The 25,917-nt window shown below is 68.3% G+C and carries 22 protein-coding genes; 15 read left to right on the forward strand and 7 right to left on the reverse strand.

Annotation, left to right across the window (positions count from 1 at the left end):
* Window positions 1-3: 3 nt before the first annotated feature.
* From EVS83_RS09265 to EVS83_RS09275, 3 genes are all read left to right on the forward strand, one after another.
* Complete coding sequence (locus EVS83_RS09265; protein WP_133500760.1) at window positions 4-366, forward strand: YfeK family protein; 363 nt, start codon at window positions 4-6, stop codon at window positions 364-366.
* Window positions 367-431: 65 nt separating this feature from the next.
* Window positions 432-1,148: a hypothetical protein gene (locus tag EVS83_RS09270; protein WP_133500761.1), complete on the forward strand. Its 717-nt coding sequence runs from the start codon at window positions 432-434 to the stop codon at window positions 1,146-1,148.
* Between the two features lie 22 nt (window positions 1,149-1,170).
* On the forward strand, window positions 1,171-1,953 hold the full coding sequence (locus EVS83_RS09275; protein ID WP_133500762.1) for an EAL domain-containing protein: 783 nt from the start codon (window positions 1,171-1,173) through the stop codon (window positions 1,951-1,953).
* Between the two features lie 32 nt (window positions 1,954-1,985).
* Here the strand turns inward: EVS83_RS09275 and EVS83_RS09280 are convergent, their stop codons facing one another.
* The gene (locus EVS83_RS09280; RefSeq protein WP_133500763.1) at window positions 1,986-2,921 is read right to left on the reverse strand and encodes a carbohydrate kinase family protein; all 936 of its coding nucleotides are present in this window, start codon (window positions 2,919-2,921) and stop codon (window positions 1,986-1,988) included.
* Between the two features lie 266 nt (window positions 2,922-3,187).
* Here EVS83_RS09280 and EVS83_RS09285 point away from each other — a divergent pair, with 266 nt between their 5' ends.
* From EVS83_RS09285 to EVS83_RS09310, 6 genes are all read left to right on the forward strand, one after another.
* Window positions 3,188-4,234 carry a rod shape-determining protein gene (locus tag EVS83_RS09285; RefSeq protein WP_133500764.1) on the forward strand — a complete coding sequence of 349 codons (1,047 nt, stop codon included), beginning with the start codon at window positions 3,188-3,190 and terminating at the stop codon, window positions 4,232-4,234.
* A 114-nt stretch (window positions 4,235-4,348) separates the two neighbouring features.
* Window positions 4,349-5,503, forward strand: a complete 1,155-nt coding sequence (gene mreC, locus EVS83_RS09290; RefSeq protein ID WP_133500765.1) for a rod shape-determining protein MreC — start codon at window positions 4,349-4,351, stop codon at window positions 5,501-5,503.
* Complete coding sequence (gene mreD / locus EVS83_RS09295) at window positions 5,503-5,988, forward strand: rod shape-determining protein MreD (RefSeq protein ID WP_133500766.1); 486 nt, start codon at window positions 5,503-5,505, stop codon at window positions 5,986-5,988. The genes mreC and mreD overlap by 1 nt, the downstream gene beginning before the upstream one ends.
* A gap of 20 nt (window positions 5,989-6,008) precedes the next feature.
* Window positions 6,009-8,123, forward strand: a complete 2,115-nt coding sequence (gene mrdA / locus EVS83_RS09300; protein WP_425456089.1) for a penicillin-binding protein 2 — start codon at window positions 6,009-6,011, stop codon at window positions 8,121-8,123.
* A complete protein-coding gene (gene rodA, locus EVS83_RS09305) occupies window positions 8,120-9,229 on the forward strand; it encodes a rod shape-determining protein RodA (protein ID WP_246022834.1) in 1,110 nt (369 codons plus the stop codon). The genes mrdA and rodA overlap by 4 nt, the downstream gene beginning before the upstream one ends.
* A 93-nt stretch (window positions 9,230-9,322) precedes the next feature.
* Entirely contained in the window at window positions 9,323-11,806 is a 2,484-nt protein-coding gene (locus tag EVS83_RS09310; RefSeq protein WP_133500767.1) for a TonB-dependent receptor plug domain-containing protein, read from the forward strand.
* Between the two features lie 59 nt (window positions 11,807-11,865).
* Here EVS83_RS09310 and EVS83_RS09315 read toward each other — a convergent pair whose 3' ends face one another.
* The 3 genes from EVS83_RS09315 to EVS83_RS09325 are packed head-to-tail and all read right to left on the reverse strand — an operon-like array spanning window position 11,866 to window position 15,529.
* Complete coding sequence (locus tag EVS83_RS09315; RefSeq protein ID WP_133500768.1) at window positions 11,866-13,110, reverse strand: multifunctional CCA addition/repair protein; 1,245 nt, start codon at window positions 13,108-13,110, stop codon at window positions 11,866-11,868.
* A 2-nt stretch (window positions 13,111-13,112) separates the two neighbouring features.
* Window positions 13,113-13,487 (reverse strand): PH domain-containing protein, encoded by a 375-nt coding sequence (locus EVS83_RS09320; protein WP_133500769.1) that lies wholly within the window; start codon window positions 13,485-13,487, stop codon window positions 13,113-13,115.
* A 35-nt stretch (window positions 13,488-13,522) separates the two neighbouring features.
* Window positions 13,523-15,529, reverse strand: a complete 2,007-nt coding sequence (locus tag EVS83_RS09325) for a lytic transglycosylase domain-containing protein (RefSeq protein ID WP_133500785.1) — start codon at window positions 15,527-15,529, stop codon at window positions 13,523-13,525.
* A 185-nt stretch (window positions 15,530-15,714) separates the two neighbouring features.
* Between EVS83_RS09325 and EVS83_RS09330 the strand changes: the two genes are divergently transcribed.
* The 6 genes from EVS83_RS09330 to EVS83_RS09355 all read left to right on the forward strand — a co-directional run bounded on the left by EVS83_RS09330 (window position 15,715) and on the right by EVS83_RS09355 (window position 23,913).
* Complete coding sequence (locus tag EVS83_RS09330) at window positions 15,715-16,509, forward strand: sulfite exporter TauE/SafE family protein (RefSeq protein ID WP_133500770.1); 795 nt, start codon at window positions 15,715-15,717, stop codon at window positions 16,507-16,509.
* Between the two features lie 144 nt (window positions 16,510-16,653).
* On the forward strand, window positions 16,654-19,560 hold the full coding sequence (locus tag EVS83_RS09335) for a TonB-dependent receptor plug domain-containing protein (RefSeq protein ID WP_133500771.1): 2,907 nt from the start codon (window positions 16,654-16,656) through the stop codon (window positions 19,558-19,560).
* Between the two features lie 126 nt (window positions 19,561-19,686).
* On the forward strand, window positions 19,687-21,489 hold the full coding sequence (locus tag EVS83_RS09340) for a sensor histidine kinase (protein WP_133500772.1): 1,803 nt from the start codon (window positions 19,687-19,689) through the stop codon (window positions 21,487-21,489).
* Entirely contained in the window at window positions 21,486-21,929 is a 444-nt protein-coding gene (locus EVS83_RS09345; protein WP_133500773.1) for a response regulator, read from the forward strand. Before EVS83_RS09340 ends, EVS83_RS09345 begins: the two co-directional genes overlap by 4 nt.
* Window position 21,930: 1 nt before the next feature.
* The gene (locus tag EVS83_RS09350; RefSeq protein ID WP_133500774.1) at window positions 21,931-23,049 is read left to right on the forward strand and encodes a hybrid sensor histidine kinase/response regulator; all 1,119 of its coding nucleotides are present in this window, start codon (window positions 21,931-21,933) and stop codon (window positions 23,047-23,049) included.
* Between the two features lie 69 nt (window positions 23,050-23,118).
* Window positions 23,119-23,913 (forward strand): hypothetical protein, encoded by a 795-nt coding sequence (locus tag EVS83_RS09355; RefSeq protein ID WP_133500775.1) that lies wholly within the window; start codon window positions 23,119-23,121, stop codon window positions 23,911-23,913.
* 7 nt (window positions 23,914-23,920) lie between these two features.
* On the opposite strand, the gene EVS83_RS09360 is transcribed toward EVS83_RS09355, so the two are convergent.
* Genes EVS83_RS09360 through EVS83_RS09370 form a run of 3 tightly spaced genes read right to left on the reverse strand, consistent with a single transcriptional unit; the run spans window position 23,921 to window position 25,867 of the window.
* Window positions 23,921-24,253: a zinc ribbon domain-containing protein YjdM gene (locus EVS83_RS09360; RefSeq protein ID WP_133500776.1), complete on the reverse strand. Its 333-nt coding sequence runs from the start codon at window positions 24,251-24,253 to the stop codon at window positions 23,921-23,923.
* 43 nt (window positions 24,254-24,296) lie between these two features.
* Window positions 24,297-25,034, reverse strand: coding sequence for an endonuclease/exonuclease/phosphatase family protein (locus EVS83_RS09365; RefSeq protein WP_133500786.1), 738 nt, complete (start codon window positions 25,032-25,034; stop codon window positions 24,297-24,299).
* Between the two features lie 35 nt (window positions 25,035-25,069).
* Window positions 25,070-25,867, reverse strand: coding sequence for a thiol:disulfide interchange protein DsbA/DsbL (locus EVS83_RS09370; RefSeq protein WP_425456091.1), 798 nt, complete (start codon window positions 25,865-25,867; stop codon window positions 25,070-25,072).
* Window positions 25,868-25,917: the final 50 nt, after the last annotated feature.

The following is a 25,917-nucleotide window of genomic DNA, read 5'->3' on the forward strand; positions in this document are numbered from 1 at the left end:
ATCATGCGCCGCATCCTTGCCGCACTTGCGCTGTGCACCGCCGCCACCGGAGCGCTCGCCGCACCGCCGGCCTCTACGCAGCGCGAGATCACGCAGCTGTTCGATGCGCTCGATCACTCGGGCTGTCGCTTCAATCGCAACGGCAGCTGGTACGACGCGCACAAGGCGCGCGCGCACCTGCAGGACAAGTACGACTACCTGCTGCGTCGCGACGCGATCCACAGCACCGACGACTTCATCGACCTCGCCGCATCCAAGAGTTCGATGACCGGCCGCGCCTACTTCGTGCAGTGCCCGGGCACCACCGAAGTGCCGAGCGCGACGTGGTTCCGTCGCCTGCTCGCGGGCCTGCGCGCCAAGCACTGACGCCACCACGCGCGCTCGCGCGCGAGGCTGTTATCGTCGGCCCCCACCGTCTGGGAGACCGTCCGATGCGTCGCATGCGCGCCCTTCCGCCCGTGCTGGTCCTTCTGCTCGCCGGTTGCAGCGGAGGCCCGGCGCCGGATCCCGACGCGGCCGCCAAGGCGAAGGCGCAGCAGGACGCCGCGGCGTCGGCGGACATGGGCAAGCAGCTCGAGTCGCAGCTGGCCTCGGAGAACTGGACGCTCGCGCGCGCCACCTGCGACGTGCTCGCGTTCCGCTTTCCGCAGAGCGACGAGGTCAAGCGTTTCGCGACGCAGTGCGCCGAGGCCAAGTCGAAGGCCGGCGAGCAGGCGGAGTCGGCGCGCCTCAAGGGCCTGTGGTCGTACCAGACCACGGCGGTGGGCAAGAGCAAGCAGCTCAATGCGTCGATCTATTCGAAGGATGCCATCGACACCGGCGCCGGCCAGAGCCATGTGCGCCTGATCTTCCGCGACCATCCGTCGTGGGGCCGCAGCAGTTACCTCGTCCTCGATAACGGCGACTTCAATTGCTACGGCGGTTGCACGCTCAAGATGAAGGTCGATGGCAAGCCGCGCACGATGGCCGGCAGCCGACCCAACACCGACGAAGCGATCGCGATGTTCATCACCGACCACCGTGCGCTGTGGCGCACCGTGCGCAATGCGAAGACGCTCGAGATCACTGTGCCGCTGAAGGGCGCGCCGCCGCAGACCGCGGTGTTCGAAGTCGGCGGGCTGGATCCGTCGTCGATGCCGGCCTGGTGAGGCGCGGAGACATCGCACCGCCATGTACCTGACGCGTTTCTTCGCCGACGATCCCCAACACGGCTGCGCGAACTGCCGGCGCGATGCCGGCCTGCTCGACCTCGAACTGCACATGGCGTTCCAGCCGATTGTCGACGTCGCGCGTCGCGAGGTGTTCGCCTACGAAGCGCTGGTGCGCGGCCCCGACGGGCAACCCGCTGCATGGGTGCTCGACCGGATCACGCCCGAAACGCTCTACCGCTTCGACCAGACCTGCCGCGTGCTGGCGATCGACACAGCGTCGAAGCTCGGCCTTGGCGATGCGCGGCTGTCGATCAATTTCATTCCGAACGCCGTGTACGAGCCGGCGAGCTGCCTGCGCCTCACGTTGGCTGCAGCAGATCGCGTCGGCCTGCCGATGGATCGCCTGATGTTCGAGCTCACCGAGAGCGAGCGCATCGTCGATCCGCAGCACGCGCTGTCGATCCTCGCGTACTACCACCGCCGCGGTTTCGTCACTGCCGTCGACGACTTCGGCGCAGGGTTCGCCGGCCTGCAACTGCTCGTGCAGTTCCAGCCGCAGATCCTGAAGATCGACATGGAACTCGTGCGCGGGATCGACCATCACCGGCCGAGGCAGGCGGTGGTGAGCGGCACGCTCGCGATCGCGCGCGAACTCGGCGCGCAGGTCGTCGCCGAGGGCGTGGAAACGGAAGGCGAGTACGCGTGGCTGCGCGCGGCGGGCGTGCGTCTGTTCCAGGGCTACTGGTTCGCACGCCCGCAGATCGAAGCACTGCCCCAGCCCGACTGGGCGCGCGTGGGCTGAGGCAGCTGCGCGGCGCGATGCCGCGCGATCGATCAGTCGAGCGAGTAGCCGTACTGCTCGCGGAATTCCGACGCGAACTCGTCGTACGTGAACTTCTGGTTCTGCGTGCCCGGATGGCCAACCTTCAGCGCACCCATCAGGGACGCCATGCGGCCGCAGGTCGGAAGGTCAAGGCCACGCATCAGTCCGAGGATCAGGCCGGCGCGATACGCGTCGCCGCAGCCCGTCGGATCGACCACCGCACGCTCGCGCGCCGGCGCGATCTCGTGGCATTCGCTCGTCGTGTGGATCTGCGAACCGCGCGGGCCGCGCGTCGTGATGTACGCACGCACCTTCGATGCGATCGTCGCTTCGCTCCAGCCGGTGCGTTCCTGCAGCAGGTTCGATTCGTAGTCGTTGACGACGACGTAGTCGGCCAGCTCGATGAAACGGCGGAACTCGTCGCCGTTGAACAGCGGCATCGCCTGGCCCGGATCGAAGATGAAGGGAATCCCGCAGTCGTGGAATTCCTGCGCGTTCTGCAACATGCCTTCGTAACCGTCCGGCGCGACGATGCCGAACTTGACGCCCGCGACGTCACGCACGTGGTTGTCGTGCGAGCGGCTCATCGCGCCCGGATGGAACGCGGTGATCTGGTTGTTGTCGAGGTCGGTCGTAATGAACGCCTGCGGCGTGAACATGTCCTCGATCTCGCGCACCTGGTCGAGGCGGATGCCGCACTTCTCGAAGTGCGCGCGATACGGCGCGAAGTCCTGGCCGACGGTCGCCATCGGGATCGGATCGCCGCCGATGAGCTTCAGGTTGTACGCGATGTTGCCGGCGCAGCCGCCGAACTCGCGGCGCATGCGCGGCACCAGGAACGACACATTCAGGATGTGGACCTTGTCCGGCAGGATGTGGTTCTTGAACTGGTCCGGGAACACCATGATGGTGTCGTAGGCCAGCGAGCCGCAGATCAAGGCTGACATCGAATACGTCCCCAAATAAGTCGCCGCGCCCAGCGCGGCGCGGCGCGTAGGGTAGCGGCTGCCCCCCATCGGCGGCCAGCCGAACCGTCCCCCGGCCCGGGCTGAATCGTGACCACCGCCGCTGTGTGACCCGGCGCGGCAGAAACCGCCGTGAAGAGCCGGTGATTCCTTGCCCCTGCGGGGTGGCGTTGCTAGGCTGGCCACCCTCGCGCGCCTGTTCCGGCGCAACCCCCCCTCGCGCCTCCCTATTGCGGGCCATTCCCCCGATGTTGAAGAAGTTTCGCGGCATTTTCTCCAACGACCTGTCCATCGACCTGGGCACGGCCAACACCCTTATCTATGTGCGCGGCCAGGGCATCGTCCTGAACGAGCCGTCGGTCGTGGCCGTCCGCCAGGACCGCATGGTCGGCTCGAACCGCTCCGTGGCTGCCGTCGGCGCCGAGGCCAAGCAGATGCTGGGCCGTACGCCCGGGCACATCACGACCATCCGACCGATGAAGGACGGCGTCATCGCCGATTTCACCTACACGGAAGAGATGCTCAAGTACTTCATCCGCAAGGTGCACAAGTCGCGCTTCCTGCGCCCGAGCCCGCGCGTGCTGGTGTGCGTGCCGGCCGGCAGCACCCAGGTCGAGCGTCGCGCGATCAAGGAATCGGCGGAAGAAGCCGGCGCGCGTGACGTCTACCTGATCGAGGAACCGATGGCCGCCGCGATCGGCGCCGGCATGCCGGTGACCGAGGCGCGCGGTTCGATGGTGGTCGACATCGGCGGCGGCACCACCGAGGTCGCGGTGATCGCGCTCAACGGCGTGGTGTACGCGCAGTCGGTCCGCATCGGCGGCGACCGCTTCGACGAAGCGATCATCAACTACGTGCGCCGCCACTACGGCACGCTGATCGGTGAAGCCACGGCCGAGCGCATCAAGATGGAAATCGGCTGCGCCTATCCGCAGCAGGACGTACGCACGATCGAAGTCTCCGGCCGCAACCTCGCCGAGGGCGTGCCGAAGATGATCTCGATCAGCAGCAACGAGGTGCTGGAAGCGCTGCGCGAGCCGCTGGGCGGCATCGTCGCGGCGATCCGACTCGCGCTGGAGCAGACCCCGCCGGAGCTGTGCGCCGACGTCGCCGAGCGCGGCATCGTGCTCACCGGTGGCGGCGCGCTGTTGCGTGACGTCGACCGCCTGATCAGCGAGGAAACCGGCCTGCACGTGCAGGTGGCGGACGACCCGCTGACCTGCGTGGCGCGCGGCGGTGGCCGTGCGCTCGAGCTGGTCGACATGCACGGCAACGAGTTCTTCGCACCGGAATAATCCCGCACGACGGGGTGCGGCGATCGCGATCGACGCCGGCACCCCGCAACGCGGACGCGGCCTGCCGTGTTCGCCGGGATCGCGAACTCCACTTTCGATCGGCCCCGCCCGCACGTGCCCGCACCCTCCGCTCCCGCCCGACTCGGGGACGCCGCCGGAACGCTGCGCCTGCTCGCGTATCTCGCGGCGGGAGTCACGCTGGCGGTGCTCGATCATCGCGGCGGCTGGATGCACCAGCTGCGTGAGCAGATCGGCATCGTCGCCGAACCGGTGCGCGCGGTGGCGGGGCTCCCCGGCCGCATCACCGACTCGACCGTCGACAACGTCGCGACCGTCGCGCAGCTCGCGCATCGCAACGACCAGCTGCGTCGTGAGCTCCTGATCTCGCAGGCGCGCGTCGCGCGACTGTCCACCGTCATCGCCGACAACGCGCGTCTGCGCGCATTGCTCGATGCGGCGCAGCGCGGCGGCCTCGACGTGCAGCTCGCGCCCATCCTCGACGTCGACCTCGACCCCACGCACCAGCGCGTCATCCTCGACGCCGGCGCGCGCGATTCGGTGCGCGAGGGTCAGAGCGTCATCGATGCGTACGGGCTGCTCGGCCAGGTCACGCATGTCGGCGCGATCCATTCCGACGTGCTGCTCATCACCGATCCCGACCATGCGGTGCCGGTCGCGGTCGCGCGCAACGGCGTGCGACTGGTCGCGTACGGCACGGGGCGCAGTGATCTGCTGTCGCTCGCGAACATTCCGCTGTCGAGCGACATCAAGGTCGGCGACACCATCGTGACTTCGGGCCTCGGCGGACGTTTCCCGCCGGGCTTCCCGGTCGGCCGCATCATTGCGTTGCGACCCGACGAAAGCCGCGCGTTCCTGGAAGGCGACGTGCGCCCGGCGGCGCAGCTCGATCGGGGTCGTGAAGTGCTGCTGCTGCGCACAAACCGCGTGAGCCTGCCGCCGCCGCCGTTGCCGCCGCAGGCATCGACCGGCGCGCCGGGCACGATCGGGATGGCGGGCGAGGGCGGCGCACTGCCCGCGACGAACGCGACCGGAACGGCAAATCCGTCGACATCGACGCCGACGCAAACCACGTCGCCTGCGACATCGAGTGCGCCGGGCAATACGGCGCGTCCGGCGACGTCCGGTGCATCGCAACCTGCAACGCCGCGCACGACGTCGCCGCAGCCGGCCGCGAGCGGGACGCAACCGACACCGGCATCGCCGACGTCGACACCGCCGCAAGGCACCACGCCACCGAGGGTTCGCTGATGCGCGCGTACCCCCGCTGGATTCTCTACGTCAGCCTGATCGTCGCGTTGCTGCTCGGGCTGCTGCCGTTGCCCGTGGCCGTCGGGCCGCTGCGCCCGTTCTGGATCGCGCTGGTACTCGCGTACTGGCTGATCGAAGACCCGGATCGCGTCGGGCTCGGGTTCGCCTTCATCGTCGGCCTCATCGCCGACGTGGTGTACGGCGGCCTGCTGGGCGAGCAGGCGATCCGGCTCGTCATCCTCGCCTTCATCGTGCAGCGCTTCCGCGCGCGCTTGCGGTTCTTCCCGCTGTCGCAGCAGGCGCTCACGCTGGGTGCGTTGCTGCTCAACGATCGCATCGTCAGCGCCGGCCTGCATCTCGCGCTCGGTGAGCCGACGATGCCGATGCCGTACTGGTTCGCACCGATCACCGGCATGCTGCTGTGGCCGCCGGTGTTCCTGATCCTCGACGCGCTGCGCCTCGGCGCATGGCGGCGTCGCCGATGAAATCGCGCATGTCCGCCGGCCTGCGTCGCAGTCGTCGCATGAAGAATGCGGGCGCGGAGGCGGCGCAGTTCCGCGCGCGCGCGTTCGTCGCGATGCTGTGCATCTTCACCGCGCTGCTCGGCCTCGGCGGCTGGTACTTCCGGCTGCAGGTGCTGCAGCACGAAGACTTCGTGACGCGTTCGGAAGCCAATCGCATCAAGCTGCGTCCGATCGTGCCAGGTCGCGGCCTCATCTACGACCGCAAGGGTCGAATCCTCGCCGACAACGTGCCGGCATGGCGCCTGGACGTCACGCCCAGCGAGGCGGGCGACACGACGAAGTGGTTGCCGCAGATCGCGCGCATCATCGAACTCGCGCCCGAGGACATCGAGCGCTTCGACAACGCGCGCAAGGGTTCGCGCGGGTTCAAGCCGATCACGCTGAAGATGCGTCTGTCGGAAGAAGAGGCGGCGCGGTTCGCGGTCGATCGCTGGCGGTATCCCGGCATCGAACTCGTGTCGTATCTCAATCGACGCTATCCGTACGGCGAGCTGACCGCGCACGTGATCGGCTACGTCGGCCGCGTCGACGAAGCCGATGCGAAGAACCTCGGTCCCGGCTTCGACGCGCTCACGCACATCGGCAAGACCGGCCTCGAGCGCGCGTACGAGGAACAGCTGCGCGGCAAGATCGGCTACGAGAAGGTCGAGACGAACGTCGAAGGCCGTCCGCTGCGCACGGTCGGCCGCGTGCCGGCGCAACCGGGCACCGATCTTCGCCTGTCGGTCGACATCGACCTGCAGCAGGCGATGGTGACCGCGTTCGGCGACATGGACGGCGCGGCGGTGGCGGTCGATCCACGCACCGGCGACGTGCTCGCGATGGTGTCGCTGCCGTCGTACGACGCGAACCTGTTCGTCAACGGCATCTCGCACCAGAGCTACAAGGCGCTGACGACGAATCCGTCGCGCCCGCTGTTTAATCGCCCGGTGCTCGGCGGCGGCCCGCCCGGTTCGACGATCAAGCCGTTGTTCGGCCTCGCGGGCCTCGACAGCGGCCTGCGCACGCCGGAATCGGCGGTGTTCTCGACCGGCGAATTCCACATTCCCGGCCAGAGGCGCGGCTATCGCGACGCGCACGGCGCTGCGGGCTGGACCGATCTCAGGAAGTCGATCGCGCAGTCGGTCAACTTCTACTACTACAAGCTCGCGTTCGACATGGGCATCGACAAGTTCGATGCGTACATGCGCCGGTTCGGCTTTGGCCAAAAGTCGGGCATCGACCTGCTGGGCGAAAACATCGGCATCGTGCCGTCGCCGCAATGGAAGGCCAAGCGCAGCAAGGAGCCGTGGTACGCGGGCGAAACCGTGATCGCGGGCATCGGCCAGGGCTACTGGGTGGCGACGGTGCTGCAGCTCGCGCGCGGCACGGCGGCGATCGCGAACGGCGGCGCGCTGAATCCGTTGCATCTCGTGATGTCGACGCGCGATCGCTACAACGGCCCGTGGATGCCGACGCCGCATCCGCCGGGCGCGCGCATCACCGAGAGCGAAGCGCATCTCCGCGCCGTGCAGGAAGGCATGATCGCGACCGTGCATGGCGGCGGCACCGCGACCAACGTCGCGCGCGGTGCGACGTACCTGATGGCGGGCAAGACCGGTACCGCGCAGAAGGTCGGCCGACAGGGCGGTCGTAACGTCGATCCGCATGCGCTGCCGTACAACCTGCGCCACCAGGCGCTGTTCATCGCGTACGCACCGGCTGATAACCCGCGCATCGCGATCGCGGTGTCGGTGGAGCATGGCGGCTTCGGTGCGTCGTCGGCTGCGCCGATCGCGCGCAAGGTGTTCGATGCGTGGTTGCTCGGCAAGATGCCAGAGCCCACCGAGGGCGTGACTCGTTCGCCGCAGGGGGGCGCGCCGCTGGATTACGTGCCGGAAGCAGAGGTCGCTGCGCCCGTCGCGAAGCCTGCCGCGCCGGCGAGGACGCCTGTGGCGCCGACGCCCGCCGTCCCGCCTGCGCCGGACGATGAGGAACCCGCACCCGCATCCCCCGATCCGTTGCCGACCGGCAAGCCCGTCGCCGCTGCACGCGGCGAAGCGGCGGCGCGCAAGGCGCTCGCGGTGCTGCAGCAGCTCCAGGGTGGCGCGCGATGATCCTGCTGCGCTGGCTCTACGACATGGGGCTGCGCTTCACGCGCACCATTGATCTGCCGTTGCTCGGCGCGCTGCTCGCGCTTATGGCGATCGGCATGGCGGTGATCTACAGCGCGGGCGATGGCTCGATGCGCATGGTCATCGCGCGCGGCGCGCACTACGGCCTCGGCCTCGGCGCGATGTGGGCGATCTCCCGTATCCCGGTGCACCAGCTGCGCAACTGGACGCCGTATCTCTACGGCGCTTCGATCATTCCTTTGTTCGTCGTGCTGCTGGTCGGCAGCGGCAAACACGGCAACCTCTGGATCAATCTCGGCGTCTTCTATTTCCAGCCGTCGGAAGTGCTCAAGCTGAGCCTGCCGATGATGGTCGCCTGGTATCTCAATCGACGTCCGCTGCCGCCGAACCTCAAGGTGACGCTGGTCGCGGCGACGATCATCGCGGTGCCGACGCTGCTCATCCTCAAGCAGCCTGACTTCGGCACGGCGATGCTGGTCGCGTTGAGCGGCGCGTTCGTGCTCTATCTCGCCGGGTTGTCGTGGTGGTGGTTTGTCGCCGCGGGCGCAGGTGTCGCAAGCGTCGCGCCGGTGGCGTGGTTCTTCCTACTGCGGCCGTACCAGAAGGACCGCATCCTCACCTTCCTCAATCCCGAATCCGATCCGCTCGGCGCGGGCTGGAACATCATCCAGTCGAAGATCGCGATCGGCGCCGGCGGCTTCACCGGCAAGGGCTGGATGCACGGCTCGCAGTCGCACCTCAACTACCTGCCCGAACACACCACGGACTTCGTGTTCGCAGTACTGAGCGAGGAGTTCGGCTGGATCGGCGTGATCACGGTGATCGCGCTGTATCTGTTCGTCATCGGCCGCTGCCTGTGGATCGCGGTCGAAGCGCGTGACGGGTATTCGCGCCTGATCGCCGGCGCGCTCGCGATGGCGTTCTGCGTGTACGTCATCGTCAACGGCGGGATGATCGCCGGGCTGTTGCCGGTGGTCGGCGTGCCGATGCCGTTGCTGAGCTATGGCGGCACGTCGGCGGTGTCGCTGCTGGCCGGCCTGGGCGTGGTGATGGCGGTGAAGGCGCATCGGCCGACGTACGGGCGCTGAGGGTTTCCGGGGTTGCCGCCCCGGATGGATTGAGGGATGGTGTCCCCGGACTTGACAGGGGAAGTCCGTCCTCAGCCATCGAAAGGAACTCGTATGACCGCTCAACGTCATCGCCTCGCGCAGGCGATCGTCGCCGCGCTGGCCGTCGCCGCGCTGCCTGCCTTCGCGCAGGACGCCACGCCGACCGCCGATACCTCCGCCAAGCAGCTCGACACCGTGCAGATCACGGGTTCGCGCGTGCGCGGCCGCACCGCCGCCGACACCGCCGCACCGGTCGACGTCATCCGCCGCGAGGAACTCGAAGCCACGGGTGCGCAGGAAGTCGGCCAGATCCTGCAGATGCTCGAACCGAGCTTCAACTTCTCGCGCACCACCGTGTCGGACGGCACCGACATCCTGCGTCCCGCCACGCTGCGCGCGCTCGGCCCCGACCAGGTGCTCGTGCTCGTCAACGGCAAGCGTCGCCATCAGCAGGCCTTGGTCAACGTGCAGCAGACCATCGGCCGCGGTTCCGCCGGTACCGACATCAACGCCATTCCGCTCGGTGCGATCGAGCGCATCGAAGTGCTGCGCGACGGTGCCGCCGCGCAGTACGGCTCCGACGCGATCGCGGGCGTCATCAACATCATCCTGCGCAAGCAGACCGACCACACGGATGTGTCGGTGCAGGCGGGCCAGACGTACAAAGGCGATGGCGAGTTGTTCTCGCTGTCGGCCAACACCGGCGTCAAGCTCGGTGCCGACGGCTACCTCAACCTCACCGGCGAATACCGCGATCGCGGCGAGACCAATCGCGCGGGCCCCGACGAATTGCGCGTGAATCCGCCGCGCGTCACCCAGCACCTCGGCGACGCGAAAGCCAAGGACGCCTACTTCTGGCTCAACGGCGGCCTGCCAATCGGCGCCGGCGAGCTGTACTGGTTCGGCGGCCTGTCGCATCGGAAGGGCAGCTCGTTCGGCTTCTTCCGCACCGCGGGCGACAACCGCACGGTGCCCGCGTACTACCCGGACGGTTTCCTGCCGAACATCCGCACGACGGTCGATGACACGTCGCTCGCGGTCGGCTATCGCGCGCCGTTGGCGGGCACCTGGGACTGGGACATCTCGGTCAATCGTGGTCGCAGCAAGTTCGGCTTCCACGAATCGAACTCGGTGAACGTGAGCTGGTACTACGAGCCGCTCGGCACCGGCATCTACGCCGATTCGCCGCGCGAAGCCGACACCGGCACGCTGCAGGCCGACCAGACGACGTTCAACCTCGACTTCACCGGCAGCGTCGACGGCATCGGCGGGCGACCGCTGTATCTCGCCACCGGCTACGAATGGCGCAGCGACGACTACCGCATCACCCCCGGTGATCCGGTGTCGTACACCTACGGCCGCACCAACAACCGCTCGATCGTGATCCGCGGCCAGACCGGCGACATCGCGCAACCCGGCATGCAGGGCTTCCCGGGTTTCTCGCCTAATGAGGCGGTCGACGACGGGCGCCACAGCCAGGCGGTCTACTTCGATGCCGAAACCAACGTCGCCGAGCATTTCCTGCTCGCCGGTGCCGTGCGCTACGAGGACTACAGCGACTTCGGCAAGACCACTACCGGCAAGCTGTCGATGCGCTGGGACGCGTCGCCGCAGTTCGCATTGCGCGGCACGCTGGAAACCGGCTTCCGCGCGCCCGGCGTGCAGCAGCTGTTCTACAGCCAGCGCTCCACCAACCTCAACTCGGCCGGCGTGCTCACCGATACGCTCACCGCGCGCCAGGACAGCGACGTCACCCGCGCGTTCGGCATCGAACCGCTGAGGGAGGAGACGTCGAAGAGCGGGAGCCTCGGCTTCGTGTGGAAACCGACGAATCGGTTCTCGCTGACGATGGACGTGTTCCGCATCGACATCGACGACCGCATCATCTTCTCGTCGAACATCCAGCCGGAATCGGTCGGCACCGACGGCCAGCCCTGCAACGCGACCAACAGCAACTGTCCGATCCACGCCATCCTCGATCCGATCGGCGTCGGCCAGGTGCTGTTCTTCACCAACGCGATCGACACCAAGACCGAGGGCGTGGACCTCGTCGCGAACCACGACACGCTGTTCGCGAGCGGCGCCAAGCTCAATCTGTCGGCGCTCGTCCACTTCAATAGAACGGAAGTCACCGACCGTCGCTCGCAGTCGCCGATCCTGTCGCCGTCGCAACTGTTCGACGACACGCAGGTGACGCTGATCGAGGAAGGCCAGCCACGTGCGCATCACGTCCTGCAGGCACTGTACGACCAGGGCCCGTGGCAGGTGATGTCGCGTGCGAACTACTTCGGCTCCGTCGCCGGCGAGGGCTTCACGCCCGGCATCAAGCAGAAGTGGGGCGGCAAGTGGCTGTTCGACGCCAGCGTGCGCTACCGCTTCAACCCGAACGTCAGCCTGACGGTCGGTGCGGACAACATCTTCGATACGTACCCCGCCAAGTGGGATCGAAACGGCGGCTTCCCGTTCCCGCAGCTGGGCTTCACCTATGGTTGGGAAACCCTGCCGTTCGGCATGAACGGTGGCAGCTATTACGCGCGGGTTGACTGGCGTTTCTGAGCGGCGTGGTGTGGCGTGAAACGGGCGGCTTCGGCCGCCCGTTTCTTACCGGTGCCAATTCAACGCTTCTTGCCGGTCGCCTCGGCAATGGCATCGATACGCGCGCGGCGTAACGCTTCGCCGAGTGCGGGACCCTCCAGTCCGTCGCGTGCCACTGCATCGGCGCGTACGGCGCGCGCAGCCTCGAGTGCCATTAACAAGCCCTCGCGTGGCGGATACGGCTCGTTCTCGAGGCCGAGGCGTCCGCGCTTGTCGGCTTCGCACGCAATAACCAGCTGTTCGATGCGCGCGGGCTGGCGGAAGCCATCGCAGCGCTGCAGCAGGTCGTGCACGGTCGTCGCGCGCAGGTCGGCGAAGCGATGCACGTTGAGGTGTTCGCGACAGACCATCGTCGCGAGCTGGCGGTGCGCGGTCGGCACTTTGAGGCGATCACACAGCGCGCGCAGCGGCGCGAGGCCGGCGTGTTCGTGGCCGATGTGCTTGGGCAGGACGTCGTCGGGTGTCAGTGCCTTGCCCAGGTCGTGCGTCAGTGCAGCGAAGCCGATGACGTCGTCGCCCGGCGCGAGCGTCGCCGCCATGTCGCAGACCATTTCGACATGCACGCCGGTGTCGACTTCGGGATGGTATTCAGCGCGCTGCGGCACGCCGTAGAGCGCCTCGACTTCCGGAAGGATCGCGCCCAGCGCGCCCGCGTCGTGCAGCGTGCGCAGGAACGCGGACGGCTTCGCGCTTGCGACGGAACGACGCAGCTCCTGCCACACGCGTTCGGGCGTGAGGTCGGCGAGTTCGCCCGACTCGGCCATCTGCCGCATCAGCGCCATCGTTTCCGGCGCGACGGTGAACCCGAGTGGCGCGAGCCGCGCCATGAAGCGTGCGGCACGCAGCACGCGCAGCGGGTCCTCGACGAATGCCGGGCCGACATGGCGCAGCACCCGTGCATTCAGATCGTCGACCCCGTGCAGCGGATCGACGAGGTCGCCGAGCGAACCGTCTTCGCATACTTCGCGGGCGATCGCGTTGATCGTGAAGTCGCGACGCTCGAGATCCTGCTCCAGCGTCACCGACGGGTCGGCGTCGACGACGAAGCCCCGGTAGCCGCGACCGCTCTTGCGTTCGGTACGCGCGAGCGCGTACTCCTCGCCGGTCCGTGGATGCAGGAACACCGGGAAATCGCGGCCGACGGGCTTGTAGCCGGCGTCGAGCATCTGCTGCGGCGTTGCGCCGACGACGACGAAGTCGCGATCGCCGGGCTCGGCGCCGAGCAACGGATCGCGCACGGCGCCGCCGACGAGGTAGACCTTCATGCTCAGCGCGTGGCCTGCGCGAGGATCGCGATGATGTCGCGCGCGCCGGTGCCGCGGCCGAGCGCGCGCGTGATCGGTTCGGCCTGGCTCGACACCCAGATGCGCAGGTCGCTGTCGAGATCGAAATGGCCGGCCGTCTCGACCGAATACATCACGATCGCGCGGTACGGAATGCTGAGGTAACTCGTCTTCTTGCCGGTCACGCCCTGCTTGTCGACGATGATCATGCGGCGATCGGTGAACACGATCAGGTCGCGCACGAAACCGAACGCGCGCTGCAGGACTTCACCGGGCGCGAGCAGCGGACCGAATTCGTCGTGCAGGTCGGCGATGTCCTTTTCGCCAGCGTGGCCCATCAGCGTGTCGAGCAGTCCCATGGCGGTCTCCTTCGTCCGAAGGCGACAAGCATGCCTCAGCCGCGGCGGGATTTCGGCGGCATCGGCTGCGGTGCGGGCGGCGTGGTCGCGAGCGGGCAGGAGAACGACGTGTGCTGCCCGCCGAAGTTGCCGCGCATGCGGTCGGTCACGCGCAACGCATTGCCGCTCATGCGCCAGTCGTAGAGCACGCTGAAGGCGAGGACGCGGGCGACGTAGTCGCGCGTTTCCTTGTAGGTGATCGTCTCGATCCAGAAATCCGGATCCATGCCCGGGCGCTGCGACTTCCAGCGTGCGAGCGGCGCCGGCCCTGCGTTGTAGCCGGCCAGCGTGTAGTACGGACGGCCTTCGCCGTAGCCGTCGAGCAGCTGACGGAGGTAGGCGGTGCCGAGGACGATGCTGGTATCGGGGTCGTACAGGCTGGACTCGCCGCTCCACGGCACGCCGATGCGGCTGGCGACATCCGCGCCCGTCGCGGGCAGCAGCTGCATCAGGCCGATGGCGTTCGCGCCCGACCGCGCCTTCGGATTGAACACGCTCTCCGCGCGGATCTCGGCCGCGACCCATGCCGGATCGAGACCGTTCTTCTGCGCTTCGCGACGGATCGTCGCTTCGTGATGGATCGGGAACCGCAGCGTGTAGAGACGCAGTTCTTCGGGATCCGGCTTGCCCAGCGAGAACACGGCGCGGTCGAACCAGCCGTGCTGCTGCGCGAGTTCGACGGCGGTGATGCGACGCGTCGCGTCGAAGCGCGTGAGCGCGTCGTTCCATTCGGCCGTCGCCCAACCGGGGCGATCGATGTCCCACAGCGCGAGTGCGCGCTGCAACGCCGGATCGGCGGCCACCGCGGTGCGCATGGACGGCGAATCGCCGGGAATCCACGGGCACAACGTGTACGCCTGGCCGATGCGATCAGCGGCGAGGAAGCCGTGGAACTCGGGCTTTGCGGCCGCGGCGCGATACAGGCGCTGCGCTGCGTCGCGATCGCCCTGCAGTTCGGACAGACGCGCTTCGAAGTACTGCCAGCGCGAATCGTCGCGCTGGGGCGACGGCATGGTGCGGATGGCCGCGAGCGCACCCGCCCAGTCCGAACGCGCCATCGCTTCGCGCGCGCGCCATTCGCGCAGGCGGTCGTCATAGGCGGACGCCGGCACCGCGGCGAGTCGCTGCGCCGACTGCGGCTCGTACGACGACGCCGTCCACAGCGCGGCCTGGTACAGCACGCGGCCGCGTTCGACGTCGGTGAAGCCGAGCGCCGGGCCGTATTTCGCGAGCTGCGCCTGCGCGTCCTGCGGTACCGACTTGGCATAACGCGCGAGACCGTACGACGCGATGCGCCGGCTGCGCTCCGTCTTCGGCCACGACAGTGCGCGATCGTTCAGTGCTTCCACGAACGAGGCGTAATCGTTGCCGAGTGCGGCCTGGTCAGCCGGCAAGCCGCGCGCGGCGGTACGCATCACCGCGGGTTGCCATGCTTCGGCGGCCTTTTCGAGGCGCTCCCATCGAAGCTCCGGCGTCAGGCCGCCGCGTGCGTCGAGTGCGCTGAACACCGGATCGCATTGCGACGGCAACGACTCGGCGGCTTCGCGCCAGATGGTCTGCGCCTGCTGCGTCCATGACGCGTCGGTGCGCCCGAGCGCGGCCTGCGCCTGCAATGCACTGCAGCGCAGGCCGACATCCTTGATCGCCGGTTTCCATGCAGCGTCGACGGCCGCCCAATCCTGGCGTCGGGTCGCTTCCGCGAGCCATGCGCTCCGGAACGCCTCGCCCACGGCCTGTCCGCCATAGCGCTGCAGGAAGCTGTCCGCGCGTGCGCGATCGAGCGAGGCGAGGCTGCGTCGCAACGTTGCGTACTCGATCCAGCCGTACAGCGGATGACGCACGAGATCCGAATATGCGGCAGCGTCGAACGTTCCGGCTTCCGCGGCGGCGATCGCTTCGCGCACGCGCGACAGTTGCGGATCGTTGCGCATCGCAGGCATGGCGGGCGACGCGGGTGCGACAGGCGTCGTCGGGCCTGCGGCCTTCGCATCGGGCGGCGGCATCTGCGCGCAGGCGGGAACCGACGCGGCAAGTGCGAGGACGAGGAGCGAAGACAGCGGCAGGGGACGGAAACGGCGCATCGGCCGACTATAGCGATGCATTCTGAATGCTCCGTACGCATCGGCTTCACGAGCCGCGGCAGGCTGCGTCGCCTTGTAGGCTGCACGCTTTCACGCGGGAGTCGGCGATGCCGCTGGAGTGGTTGGTGTTCCTCGCGCTCGGCGCCGTCGCCGGCGTGCTCGCGGGCCTGCTCGGCGTGGGCGGCGGGCTGGTGCTGGTCGCCGCACTCGCGTGGCTGTTGCCGCGCCTCGGCGTGCCGCCGCAGTTCGCGATGCAGGCGGCGCTCGCGAGTTCGATGGCGAGCATCGTGCTCACCGCCGCGGCGTCGGCGCGTGCACATGCGCGGCGCGGCGCCGTGTTGTGGCCGACGGTGGCGTGGATGGTGCCGGGGCTTCTGGTCGGCGGCGTGCTCGGCAGCGGCATTGCCGTGCAGATTCCGGGCGCGGTGCTGCGCGCGGGTGTCGCGGGGTATTGCCTGCTGGCGGCGGCGCAGCTCGCGCTGTCGAAGACGCGGACGTCGACATCCGACATCGTGCCGCGGGGCTGGCCGATGAGCCTCGCCGGCACGGCGATCGGCATGGTGTCGGCACTGGTCGGCATCGGCGGCGGCGGCATGACTGTGCCGTTGCTGGTGTGGCGGGGCGTTGCGCCGGTGCGGGCGGTGGGGACGTCGTCCGCGTGCGGCGTCGCGATCGGGGTAGGGAGTGCGCTCGGCTACATGCTGCATCGGCCGCCGGGCGGGCTCGCCGAGTACGCGGTCGGTTACGTCTACCTGCCGGCGGCTCTTGGCGTCGCCGCGGCGTCGGTGTTCGCCGCGCCGTTCGGTACGCGGCTCGCCCATCGCATCAGCGGGCCGGCGCTGAAGCGGGTGTTCGCGCTGTTTCTTGTCGGCGTGGCCGCTTCCCTCATCGTCGGCCGTTAGTTCGCCGCTTATCGGCCGCCGCGGCCGATCCTGAACTTCGGCGCTTGTCGCAAGTTCACGAAACCTTTACAAGAACGTGACGCCGCAGGAACCGAGGCGGCGTGGCCTGCTTTTCTTGTGTATTTCTTACGGAGAGAGAGATCGATGAAAGCGTTGCGGCGTCACTCATTGGCGAAAGCCATCCAGCTGTCCATCCTCGTCGCGCTGCCCGGCCTCGCGGCCGCCCAGACCTCGACGCCCGCCACCCCGGCCCCTGAAGAGAAGGCCCGTCAGCTCGACACGGTGACGATCACCGGTTCGCGCATCCGGCAGACGGAGAAGGTGACCAGCCAGCCGGTCGCCGTCATCACCCGCCAGCAGATCGACCAGAGCGGTGCCACCAGCGTCGGCGACTTCCTGCAGACGCTGACCGCCAGCGGCAAGGCGCTCAACGCCAAGTTCAACTCCTCGGGCAACTTCGGTTATCCCGCCAGCGGCGGCGGCATCGGCGCCGGTTCGGCGCAGGTCGACCTTCGCAACCTCGGCAGCCAGCGCGTGCTGGTGCTGGTCGACGGCATCCGCTGGGTCAACGAATCGTCCGCTTCGGGCGTCAGCGGTTCGGCGGACCTCAACACGATCCCGCTGGCCATCGTCGAACGCATCGAAGTGCTGGAAGACGGCGCGTCGGCGATCTACGGCTCCGACGCCATCGCGGGCGTCGTCAACATCATCACCAAGAAGAACTTCGACGGCGTGCTCACGCATGCCAAGTACGGCAGCTACGGCCACGGCGGCGACGACACGGAAGCCGACGTCACGATCGGCGGCAGCAGCGACAACTTCAGCGGCGTGCTGAGCGCGTCCTACGTCGAACAGAAGGGCATCAGCTCGTCGGAGTGGGAGCAGGCGTCGATGCCGGTGCCGGGCGCCGGTCTCGGGGCAGGCAGCTCGGCCGTGCCGCAGGGTCGTTATACGTTCTGCGATCCGCGCATCGCGACACCGGGTACTCCGGGCTATTGCGACGCCGCGGGTGACGACTGGTTCGACATCACGCTCAACAACGGCGCGCTGCCGAACTACAACGGCGGCAATCCGACGTCGGCGCCGGGCACGTACCACAACTTCAGCAGTGCGGACCGCTTCAACTTCGCGCCGTACAACCTGATCCTCACGCCGTCCAAGCGCAAGTCGTTGTTCGGCAGCGCCCGCTACGACATCACCGAGTCGCTCTCGCTGCACGCGAAGGCGCTGTACAACAACCGCGTATCCGAGAACCAGGCGGCGCCGGAGCCGATCTTCGTCGGTCCGTTCGCAGGCACCGGCGGTATCGCCGACACGATCGTCATTGCCGCGAACAATCCGTACAACCCGACCGGCATCACGCTGGATCCGGCGACGAACTTCGGCTGGGTGACGAAGCGTCCGCTGGAACTCGGGCCGCGCATGTTCCTTCAGGACGTGGATACCTGGTACGTCGGTCTCGGCCTCGATGGCGCCTTCCAGGCCGGCACGCACAACTTCAACTGGAACGTCGACTACGCGCATTCGGAAAACAAGGCGCAGCAGCAGTTCCTCAACGGCTTCAACGTGGCCAAGCTCAAGCTCGCGCTGGGCGACGTGAACGTCTGTAACGCCGTGCCCGGTTGCGTCCCGCTCGACCTGTTCGGCGGCCAGACGCGTCCGATGACGCAGGCGATGCTGAACTACATCACCACCGATCAACGTGACTCGAGCAAGCAGGTTCTCGACCTGTTGACCGCGAACATCACGGGCGATCTGTGGGAGATGGGCGGCAGCGCGGCGGGCTTCGCGGTCGGTGCCGAGCATCGCAAGTATCAGGGCGAGTTCAATCCGGACCCGCTGCGCCAGAACGGCGAGTCGCAGGATTCGTTCGCCGCACCGGTGTCCGCCGACTACACCGTCAACGAGCTCTACGGCGAACTGCGCCTGCCGTGGGCGGCGAGCTTCAGCACCGACCTCGCACTGCGTTATTCGGACTACTCGACGTTCGGCGGCGCGACGACCGGCAAGCTCGGTTTCAAGTGGCAGCCGATCACGGACCTCGTGATCCGCGGTACGTACTCCACGGGCTTCCGCGCACCGAACCTGGGTGAGCTGTACGGCCTGACGCAGTTCGGCGCGACGCTCGTCGACCCCTGCGGCCCGACCGGCAACCCGGGCGGCGATCCGCAGTACCGCGCGGCGTGTACGGCGGCCGGTGTGTCGCCGACGTTCGAACAGGCGAACACGCAGATCACCACGTTCACCGGTGGCAATCCGGACCTGCAGCCGGAGAAGTCGAAGAACTACAACCTCGGCTTCGTGTGGGCGCCCGCGTTCGCGAGCGCGTGGTCGTCGCGCTTCGACATCGAGTCGAGCTACTTCCACTACAAGGTCACCGACGCGATCCAGGCGCCGGACATCCAGGCCCTGCTCAACGGCTGTTACAACGGTTCGATCAGCGGCACGCCGTGCTCGGGCTTCACGCGCGGCGCGGGCGGCAACCTCAACCCGCCGACCGACTTCCTCGACAACCTCGGCACCATCACCACCAGCGGCGTCGACATCAAGGCCAACTGGGTCGGCCACGACATGAGCTGGGGCACGCCGAGCATCGCGTTGCAGGCGACGCACACCATCGGGTTCAGCGCGGTCGACAAGGACGGCAACAAGACGCAGCAGGAAGTCGGCATCGAGGTCAACGACAGCGCGATTCCGTCGTGGCAGGCGAATGCGCAGTTCGGCTGGAAGATGGGCGACTGGGATGCCAACTGGGCCGTTCGCTACATCAGCGACGTCGAGGAAGCCTGCGCCAACGCGGCGAAGACGCCGGCGTCGGGCTGCCCGACCGCGGCGGGCTTCAACCACCTCGGCGCGACGACCTACCACGACGTCCAGGTGGCCTGGAACCGTGCGTTCGGTGCCGATGGCCTGAAGCTGACGTTCGGCGTGAACAACCTGTTCGGCAAGGACGCGCCGATCTGCGTGACCTGCTCGCTCAACGGTTACGACGCCGGCACGTACGACCTGCCGTGGCGCTTCTGGTACTTCGACATCGCGTACAAGTTCTGATCGACCGGGGGATTCCCCCGCGGTATCGACGGCCGGTGGTTCGCCACCGGCCGTTTTTTTTGGCATCACACGGCCGCTTGGCCCGGCCCGGTACCATCGCCGGCAGTCCTGCTTCCTCCGTTCCCGATGCCGCTCCTGACCCAGGCCGGCGTGCGTGCCTGGCTCGTGCTCGCCGGCATCGCCGCCATCGTTCTCGCGCCGTTCCTCGTGCAGCGCGCGATGAACCGCACCACCTACGATGCCGCGCGCTGGCTGGCGCACAGCTACCAGGTCGAGGCGAGCGCACGCGGCGTCGTGAGCGATGCACGCGACGCCGAATCCGCCGCACTCTCCCTCGTGCTTGGCGTCGACACGCCGCTGGTACGCCAACGCCTGCGGGAGGCAGCGGCGCGCGTGCCGCACGACCTCGATCGCCTGCAGGCGCTGACGCACGACAACCCGGCCCAACTCGTTCGCATCGGTCAACTGCGTGACCGCATCGAACAACGCGTCGCGTACGCCCAGCAGATCGCCGCGTCGCGGGACCCCGAGGCCGCGCGGGCGCTCGCGCGCGAGATGACCACGCGCTCGCCGATCCGGCAGATCGCCAGCGAACTCATCGCGGATGAAGCGCGCCTCGCGGCGCAACGCGACGCCGCCGCCACGCAGTCTCGCGAGCGCACGCAATGGATCGGCGCGGCCGCCGCATTCGTCCAGTTGCTGCTGCTCGTCGCCATCGCGTGGCTCTGGAAGCGCGAGACCGATCGCCGCGTCGCGCAGGAGCAGGAAAGCCGCGAGGTCGCCGAGCGTGCGCAGGCCATCCTGCACTCGGTGCGCGAACCGATCGCGCTGGTCGACGGCGAACAGAAGGTAGTGCTCGCCAACGAGGCATTCCGCGAGATGTACGGCGCGGACTCGACCGCCGAAGGCGCGCCGCTCGCCGACGTCGGCGATGGCGCATGGCGTGATGCCGTTTTCCTGCAACGTCTCCGCGACGTGGCCGCGCGCGGCCGCGAGCTCTGGGATTTCGAACTGCAGCAGACGACCACCGACGGCCAGTCGCGCCACATGGTGGTCAACGCCGTGCGCATGCCGGGATCGAGCGGCGACGCGCCCGGCGTGCTGCTGACCGCGAGCGATCTCACGGCGCACAAGGCGTCGGAAGAGCGCGTGCGCGAGCTCAATCGCCAGCTCGAAGGCAAGGTCGGGCAGGTGTCGGAGGTCAATCGCGAACTCGAGGCGTTCAGCTATTCGGTCTCGCACGACCTGCGCGCACCGCTGCGCCACATCGCCGGTTTCGCCGACAAGCTCGACCGCCACCTCGGCGGCGAGGCGGACGAGAAGTCGCACCACTACCTCAAGGTCATTTCCGACTCCGCGCGCCGCATGGGTGCGCTGATCGACGACCTACTCGTCTACAGCCGCCTCGGCCGCAATGCGATCCGCCTGCAGGCGGTCGACCTGCAATCGCTGGTCGCCGAGCTGCGCGCGATGTTCGACGCGACATGGGCGACCGATCATCCGGATGCGCCGGCGATCCGCTGGGACATCGGCCCGCTGCCGGTCGTCGTCGCCGACGAGAACATGATGCGGCAGGTGTGGCAGAACCTGCTGGGCAATGCGGTGAAGTACAGCGCGCACCGCACGCCGCCGGTCATCCGCATCGCGCACGAACGCCGCGCCGACGGCGCGCACCATTTCAGCGTCGGCGACAATGGCGCCGGCTTCGACATGGCCTACGCATCCAAGCTCTTCGGCGTGTTCCAGCGCCTGCACAAGGCCAGCGAATATCCGGGCACCGGCATCGGCCTCGCCAGCGTGCGACGCGTGGTCGCGCGCCACGACGGCGAGGTCTGGGCCGAGGCGGAGCCCGATCGCGGCGCCACTTTCCATTTCACGTTGCCGGAAATGCTCGACGCGCCGGCTCGCACCTCAAGGGACACCGCATGAACAAGCTGCGCACGATTCTGCTCGCCGAAGACAGCCCCGCCGACGCCGAAATGGCGCTCGACGCGCTGCGAGAAGCAAATCTCGCCAATCCGATCGTGCACGTCGAGGACGGCGTCGAAACGCTCGATTTCCTCTACCGCCGCGGTGCGGTCGCGGGCCGCAGCGACGACCTGCCCGCGGTGCTGCTGCTCGACATCAAGATGCCGCGCATGGACGGCCTCGAAGTGCTGCGCACGCTGCGCGAGGATCCGCAATTCCGCACGCTGCCCGTCGTCATCCTGTCGTCCTCGCGTGAGGAGAACGATCTCGCGCGCAGCTGGAACCTCGGCGTCAACGCGTATGTCGTGAAGCCGGTCGACGTCGAGCAGTTCTTCATCGCGGTGCGCACGCTCGGCCAGTTCTGGGGCGTCTTCAACGAAGCGCCGGGCGACAAGGCCTGAGATGGACCGCGCGCTGCGCATCCTCTGGGTGGAAGACTCGGCGGAAGACGCCGAGCTCTTCGCCGCATTGCTGGACGATGAAGGCGTCGCGCACGCGTACGACCGGGTCGACGACGAAGCCGGGCTGCGTGCGGCGCTCGCCGTGACGCTGCCGGACCTGGTGATTTCCGACTCCGAACTGCCCGGCTTCTCCGGCGGGCATGCGCTGCGCATCGTACGCGAGGTCGCCCCGCGCCTGCCGTTCGTGTTTCTGTCCGGCGCGATGGGCGAGGACGCCGCCGTGCTCGCCTTGCAGCAGGGCGCGACCGACTACGTGCTCAAGCAGAACCCGCGCCGGCTCGCGAACGCGGTGCAGCGCGCGGTGCGCGAAGCCGAGGCGATGGCCGAGCGGGACCGCGCCGATCGCGAACTGATGCGCGCGCAACGCAACGAAGCCCTCGCGCTGCTCGTCGCCGGCCTGTCGCACGACCTGCGCAACGTGCTGCAGCCGCTGAGTCTGCTGCCGACCGTGATGCGTGCGAAGGACGACCGCGCCACGGCATTGCGCGCCGCCGACATCGTCGAGGAAGCGGCGCGTCGCGGGCACGATCTCGCGCAGGCGATGGTCGACTACGCGCGCGGTCGCCGGCAGGAAGCGCCGCATGCGGACCTCGCCGACGTGCTGGTCAGCGTGCGCATCCTGCTCGCAGGCTCGGTGCCGCGCAGCATCCGTATCGCGTTTCCGCACATCGACCGGGGGCTGCGCCTCGCGATCGACGCGACGTCATTGCAGCAGTGCCTGCTCAATCTCTGCCTCAACGGCCTGCAGGCGATGGACGGGCAGGCCGCGGGTCGCCTCGCCGTGACGGTCGAGGTCCAGCACGACCTCGCTGGCGACGTCGTCCGCATCGACGTGCAGGACACCGGCTGCGGCATTCCCGCCGACGTGCTGCCGCGCCTGTTCACGCCGTTCTTCACCACCAAGACGCAGGGCACGGGGCTCGGGCTGCTGTCGTGCCGCCGCATCATCGAATCCGCCGGTGGCCGACTGGATATCGACAGCACGCCGGGCGAGGGCACGACGATGCGCCTGGTGCTGCCGCTCGCGCCCGCCGACACGCCGGCGTCGACCGCCGCCTGAGCGCACCGTCGCGCAGCCTGAGACGCGCGACGACCACACTGGCTCGACGTTCCGCCCGTCGAGATATGCGTGTCCGCCGTTCCCGCCGATGCCTCGCCGATGAGCGACGCGAAGATGACCGCCCACGACCTCTGCGTCGCCCTCAAGCTCGCGCATCCCGCGGACGAGTTCGTCACCGTGTTCGAAGTGCGCGAAGCGACCGGCAGCGTGCACGGCTCACGCGCCGATGCGGTGGTGATGTCGTTGCACGCGTCGCGCGGGTTCGAACTCACCGGTTTCGAGTTCAAGTGCGCGCGTGGCGACTGGCTTGCCGAACTCAAGAATCCGTCGAAGGCCGATCGCATCGCGCGCTACTGCGACCGCTGGTGTGTGTTCGCCGCACCGGGCGTCGTGAAGGAAGCCGAATTGCCGAGCGGGTGGGGCCTGTGGGAACTGCGCGCCGCTGGCATCCATCGCCGCGTCGTGCCGGCCACGCGCGAGCCGGAGCCGATGCCGCGCGCGTTCCTCGCCTCGTTCATGCGTGCACGTGCGAAGTTCGACACCGACGAGCTGGCCGCACTGGCGTCGCATCATCGTCGCGAGTTCGAACGGCAACAGCGCGTGCGCGAAGAGGCGGCCGATGGCGATCCGTTGCTGCGTCGCGAACGCGAGCGCCTCAACGAAGGGCTGCGCAAGCTGGAGGAGATCCGGCAGGCGACGGGTATCGATCTCGGCGACTACACGCCGTCGCGGCGCTGGATCGAACGCATGCGGCTGGCGGATAGCCCGCGCCTGGAGCATGCGTTGAAGCTGCTGCGCGACGTGTTCGCCGACGACGAGCTGCGCCAGCGCGTCGACATCGCGACGCGGCGCGAGGACGACTAGCGTCGCGTTAGGCCTTGCGCACGAATTCGGACTTCAGCTTCATCGCGCCGAAGCCGTCGATCTTGCAGTCGATGTCGTGGTCTTCGTCGACGAGGCGGATGTTGCGCACCTTGGTGCCCGCCTTGAGCGCACTGCTCGCGCCCTTGACCTTCAGGTCCTTGATGACGGTGACCGAATCGCCATCCGCGAGCACGTTGCCGACAGCGTCGCGATGCACGCGCTGCTCGTCGACCGGCGCGTCGCCCGACCACTCGTGCCCGCATTCGGGGCAGACGTACATCGCGCCGTCGACGTAGGTGAGCGCGGAGCCGCAGGCGGGGCAGTTCGGAAGGTCGGTCATTTCAACGTCTCGATGCGGTGCACGAGCACCGCAAGAACAAGCGTCACTGCAGGCAGTGCGCCGGCACGTCGAGTTCGATCGACAGTGCGAGGTGATCGGAGAACGCGGCGGGCATCGCATTCCAGTCGCGCGCCCGGAGGCCGTCGCCGACGAGGATGTGGTCGATCGCGCGCTGCGGTGCCCAGCTGGGGAACGTCGCCAGGGTCTGCGCCGGCGGTTGCAGGCGCGTGCGCTTGAACAGTGCCTGCATTTCCGGCTGGTCGATCGTGCAGTTGAAGTCGCCCATCAGCACGGCGTGCGGATCGTCCGCGAGCAGTTCGGCAATGAAGGCGAGCTGCGCGAGGCGCGACGAAGCACCGAGCGAAAGATGCGCGACGGCGATCGTCAGCGGCGTATCGCATCGACCGAAGCGCGCGAGCATCACGCCGCGGCCTTTGACGCGCCCCGGCAGCGAATGGACGACGACTTCGGTCGGCTCGAGCCGGCTCAGCAGCCCGTTCGCACTCGACGCCACGCCGCCGACGCGCCGGTTCGGCTGGTGGCTCCAGTAGGCGAAGCCGGCGCGCTGCGCGAGGTAGTGCGTCTGGTTGGTGAAACCCGAGCGCAGGCTGCCCGGATCGCTTTCCTGCAGGCCGACGATGTCGAAGCCCGTCGCCAGCCTCGCGATCGCGTCGAGGCTGGCGCGCTTGTCGCCCATCGGCAGCACGTGCGACCAGCTGCGGGCGACGTAGTCGTGATAACCGCGCGTGCTCGATCCGGCCTGGATGTTCGCACTCAGCAGTTTGATCCGACGGTCGCCCACGTGCGGTCCGTTGCTCAGCCGCCGGTGCCGGTGGCCGGTGCGGCGGGTGCTGCGGCCGGAGCGCTCGCGCCGCCCTGCATCGCCGCGCGCTCCATCGCGATCAGGTGATCGGCGATGCGCAGCACGTCCTCATAGCTCTTGCCGCCGGTGACGCGGTACTTGCCGTCGACCACGATCGTCGGCGTGCCGGTCACGCCCGCCTTCGTCATCCATTGGCGTCCCTGGTTGACCTTCGTGGCCACGGCGAAGCTGTGCATCATGTCGAGGAACTGCTGCGCGTTCGCACCATACTGCGCGTAGAAGTTCGCGATCTTCTGCTCATCCGGCGGATCGCCCTCACCCGGCATCGTGTCCTTGACGTGGATCGCGTCGATCAGCGCCATGTGCGTCTTGTCGACCAGCCCGAGCTGCTCGGACACGTAGTACGCCTTCGCGTACGGATCCCACTCGGGGCCGAACGGCGCCGGCACGTAGTGGAAGTTCACGTCGGCCGGAAGCTTCATGTGCCACGGCTCGACGGTCGGCGCGAAGCGCGCGCAGGCCGGGCAGACGTAGCCGAACACCTCGACCACCTCGATCTTGCCCGGCTCCGGCTGCCACGGCTGGCCGCCGGCGATCTCTTCGTAGTCGGTGCCCAGTACCGGCGGCGGACCCTGCGGCGGCACGATCGGACCCGGCTGACGGGTCGCCGCGGGCGTCGTGGCGGCAGCCGGCGTCGCCGCGGCGTTCGCAGGCGCGGCGGCGGTCGAGGCCGGTGTCGACGACGCGGCGGGCGCGGCGGTGTCGGTGCCCTTGCCGCAGGCGGTGGCCATCAGCGCGACGGCGAGCACCAGCGGATAACGCAGCACCGCGAGGCGCGGGA

Origin of the sequence: Cognatilysobacter terrigena, from assembly GCF_004361065.1 — a bacterium.
Classification (GTDB): Bacteria; Pseudomonadota; Gammaproteobacteria; order Xanthomonadales; family Xanthomonadaceae; genus Cognatilysobacter; species Cognatilysobacter terrigena.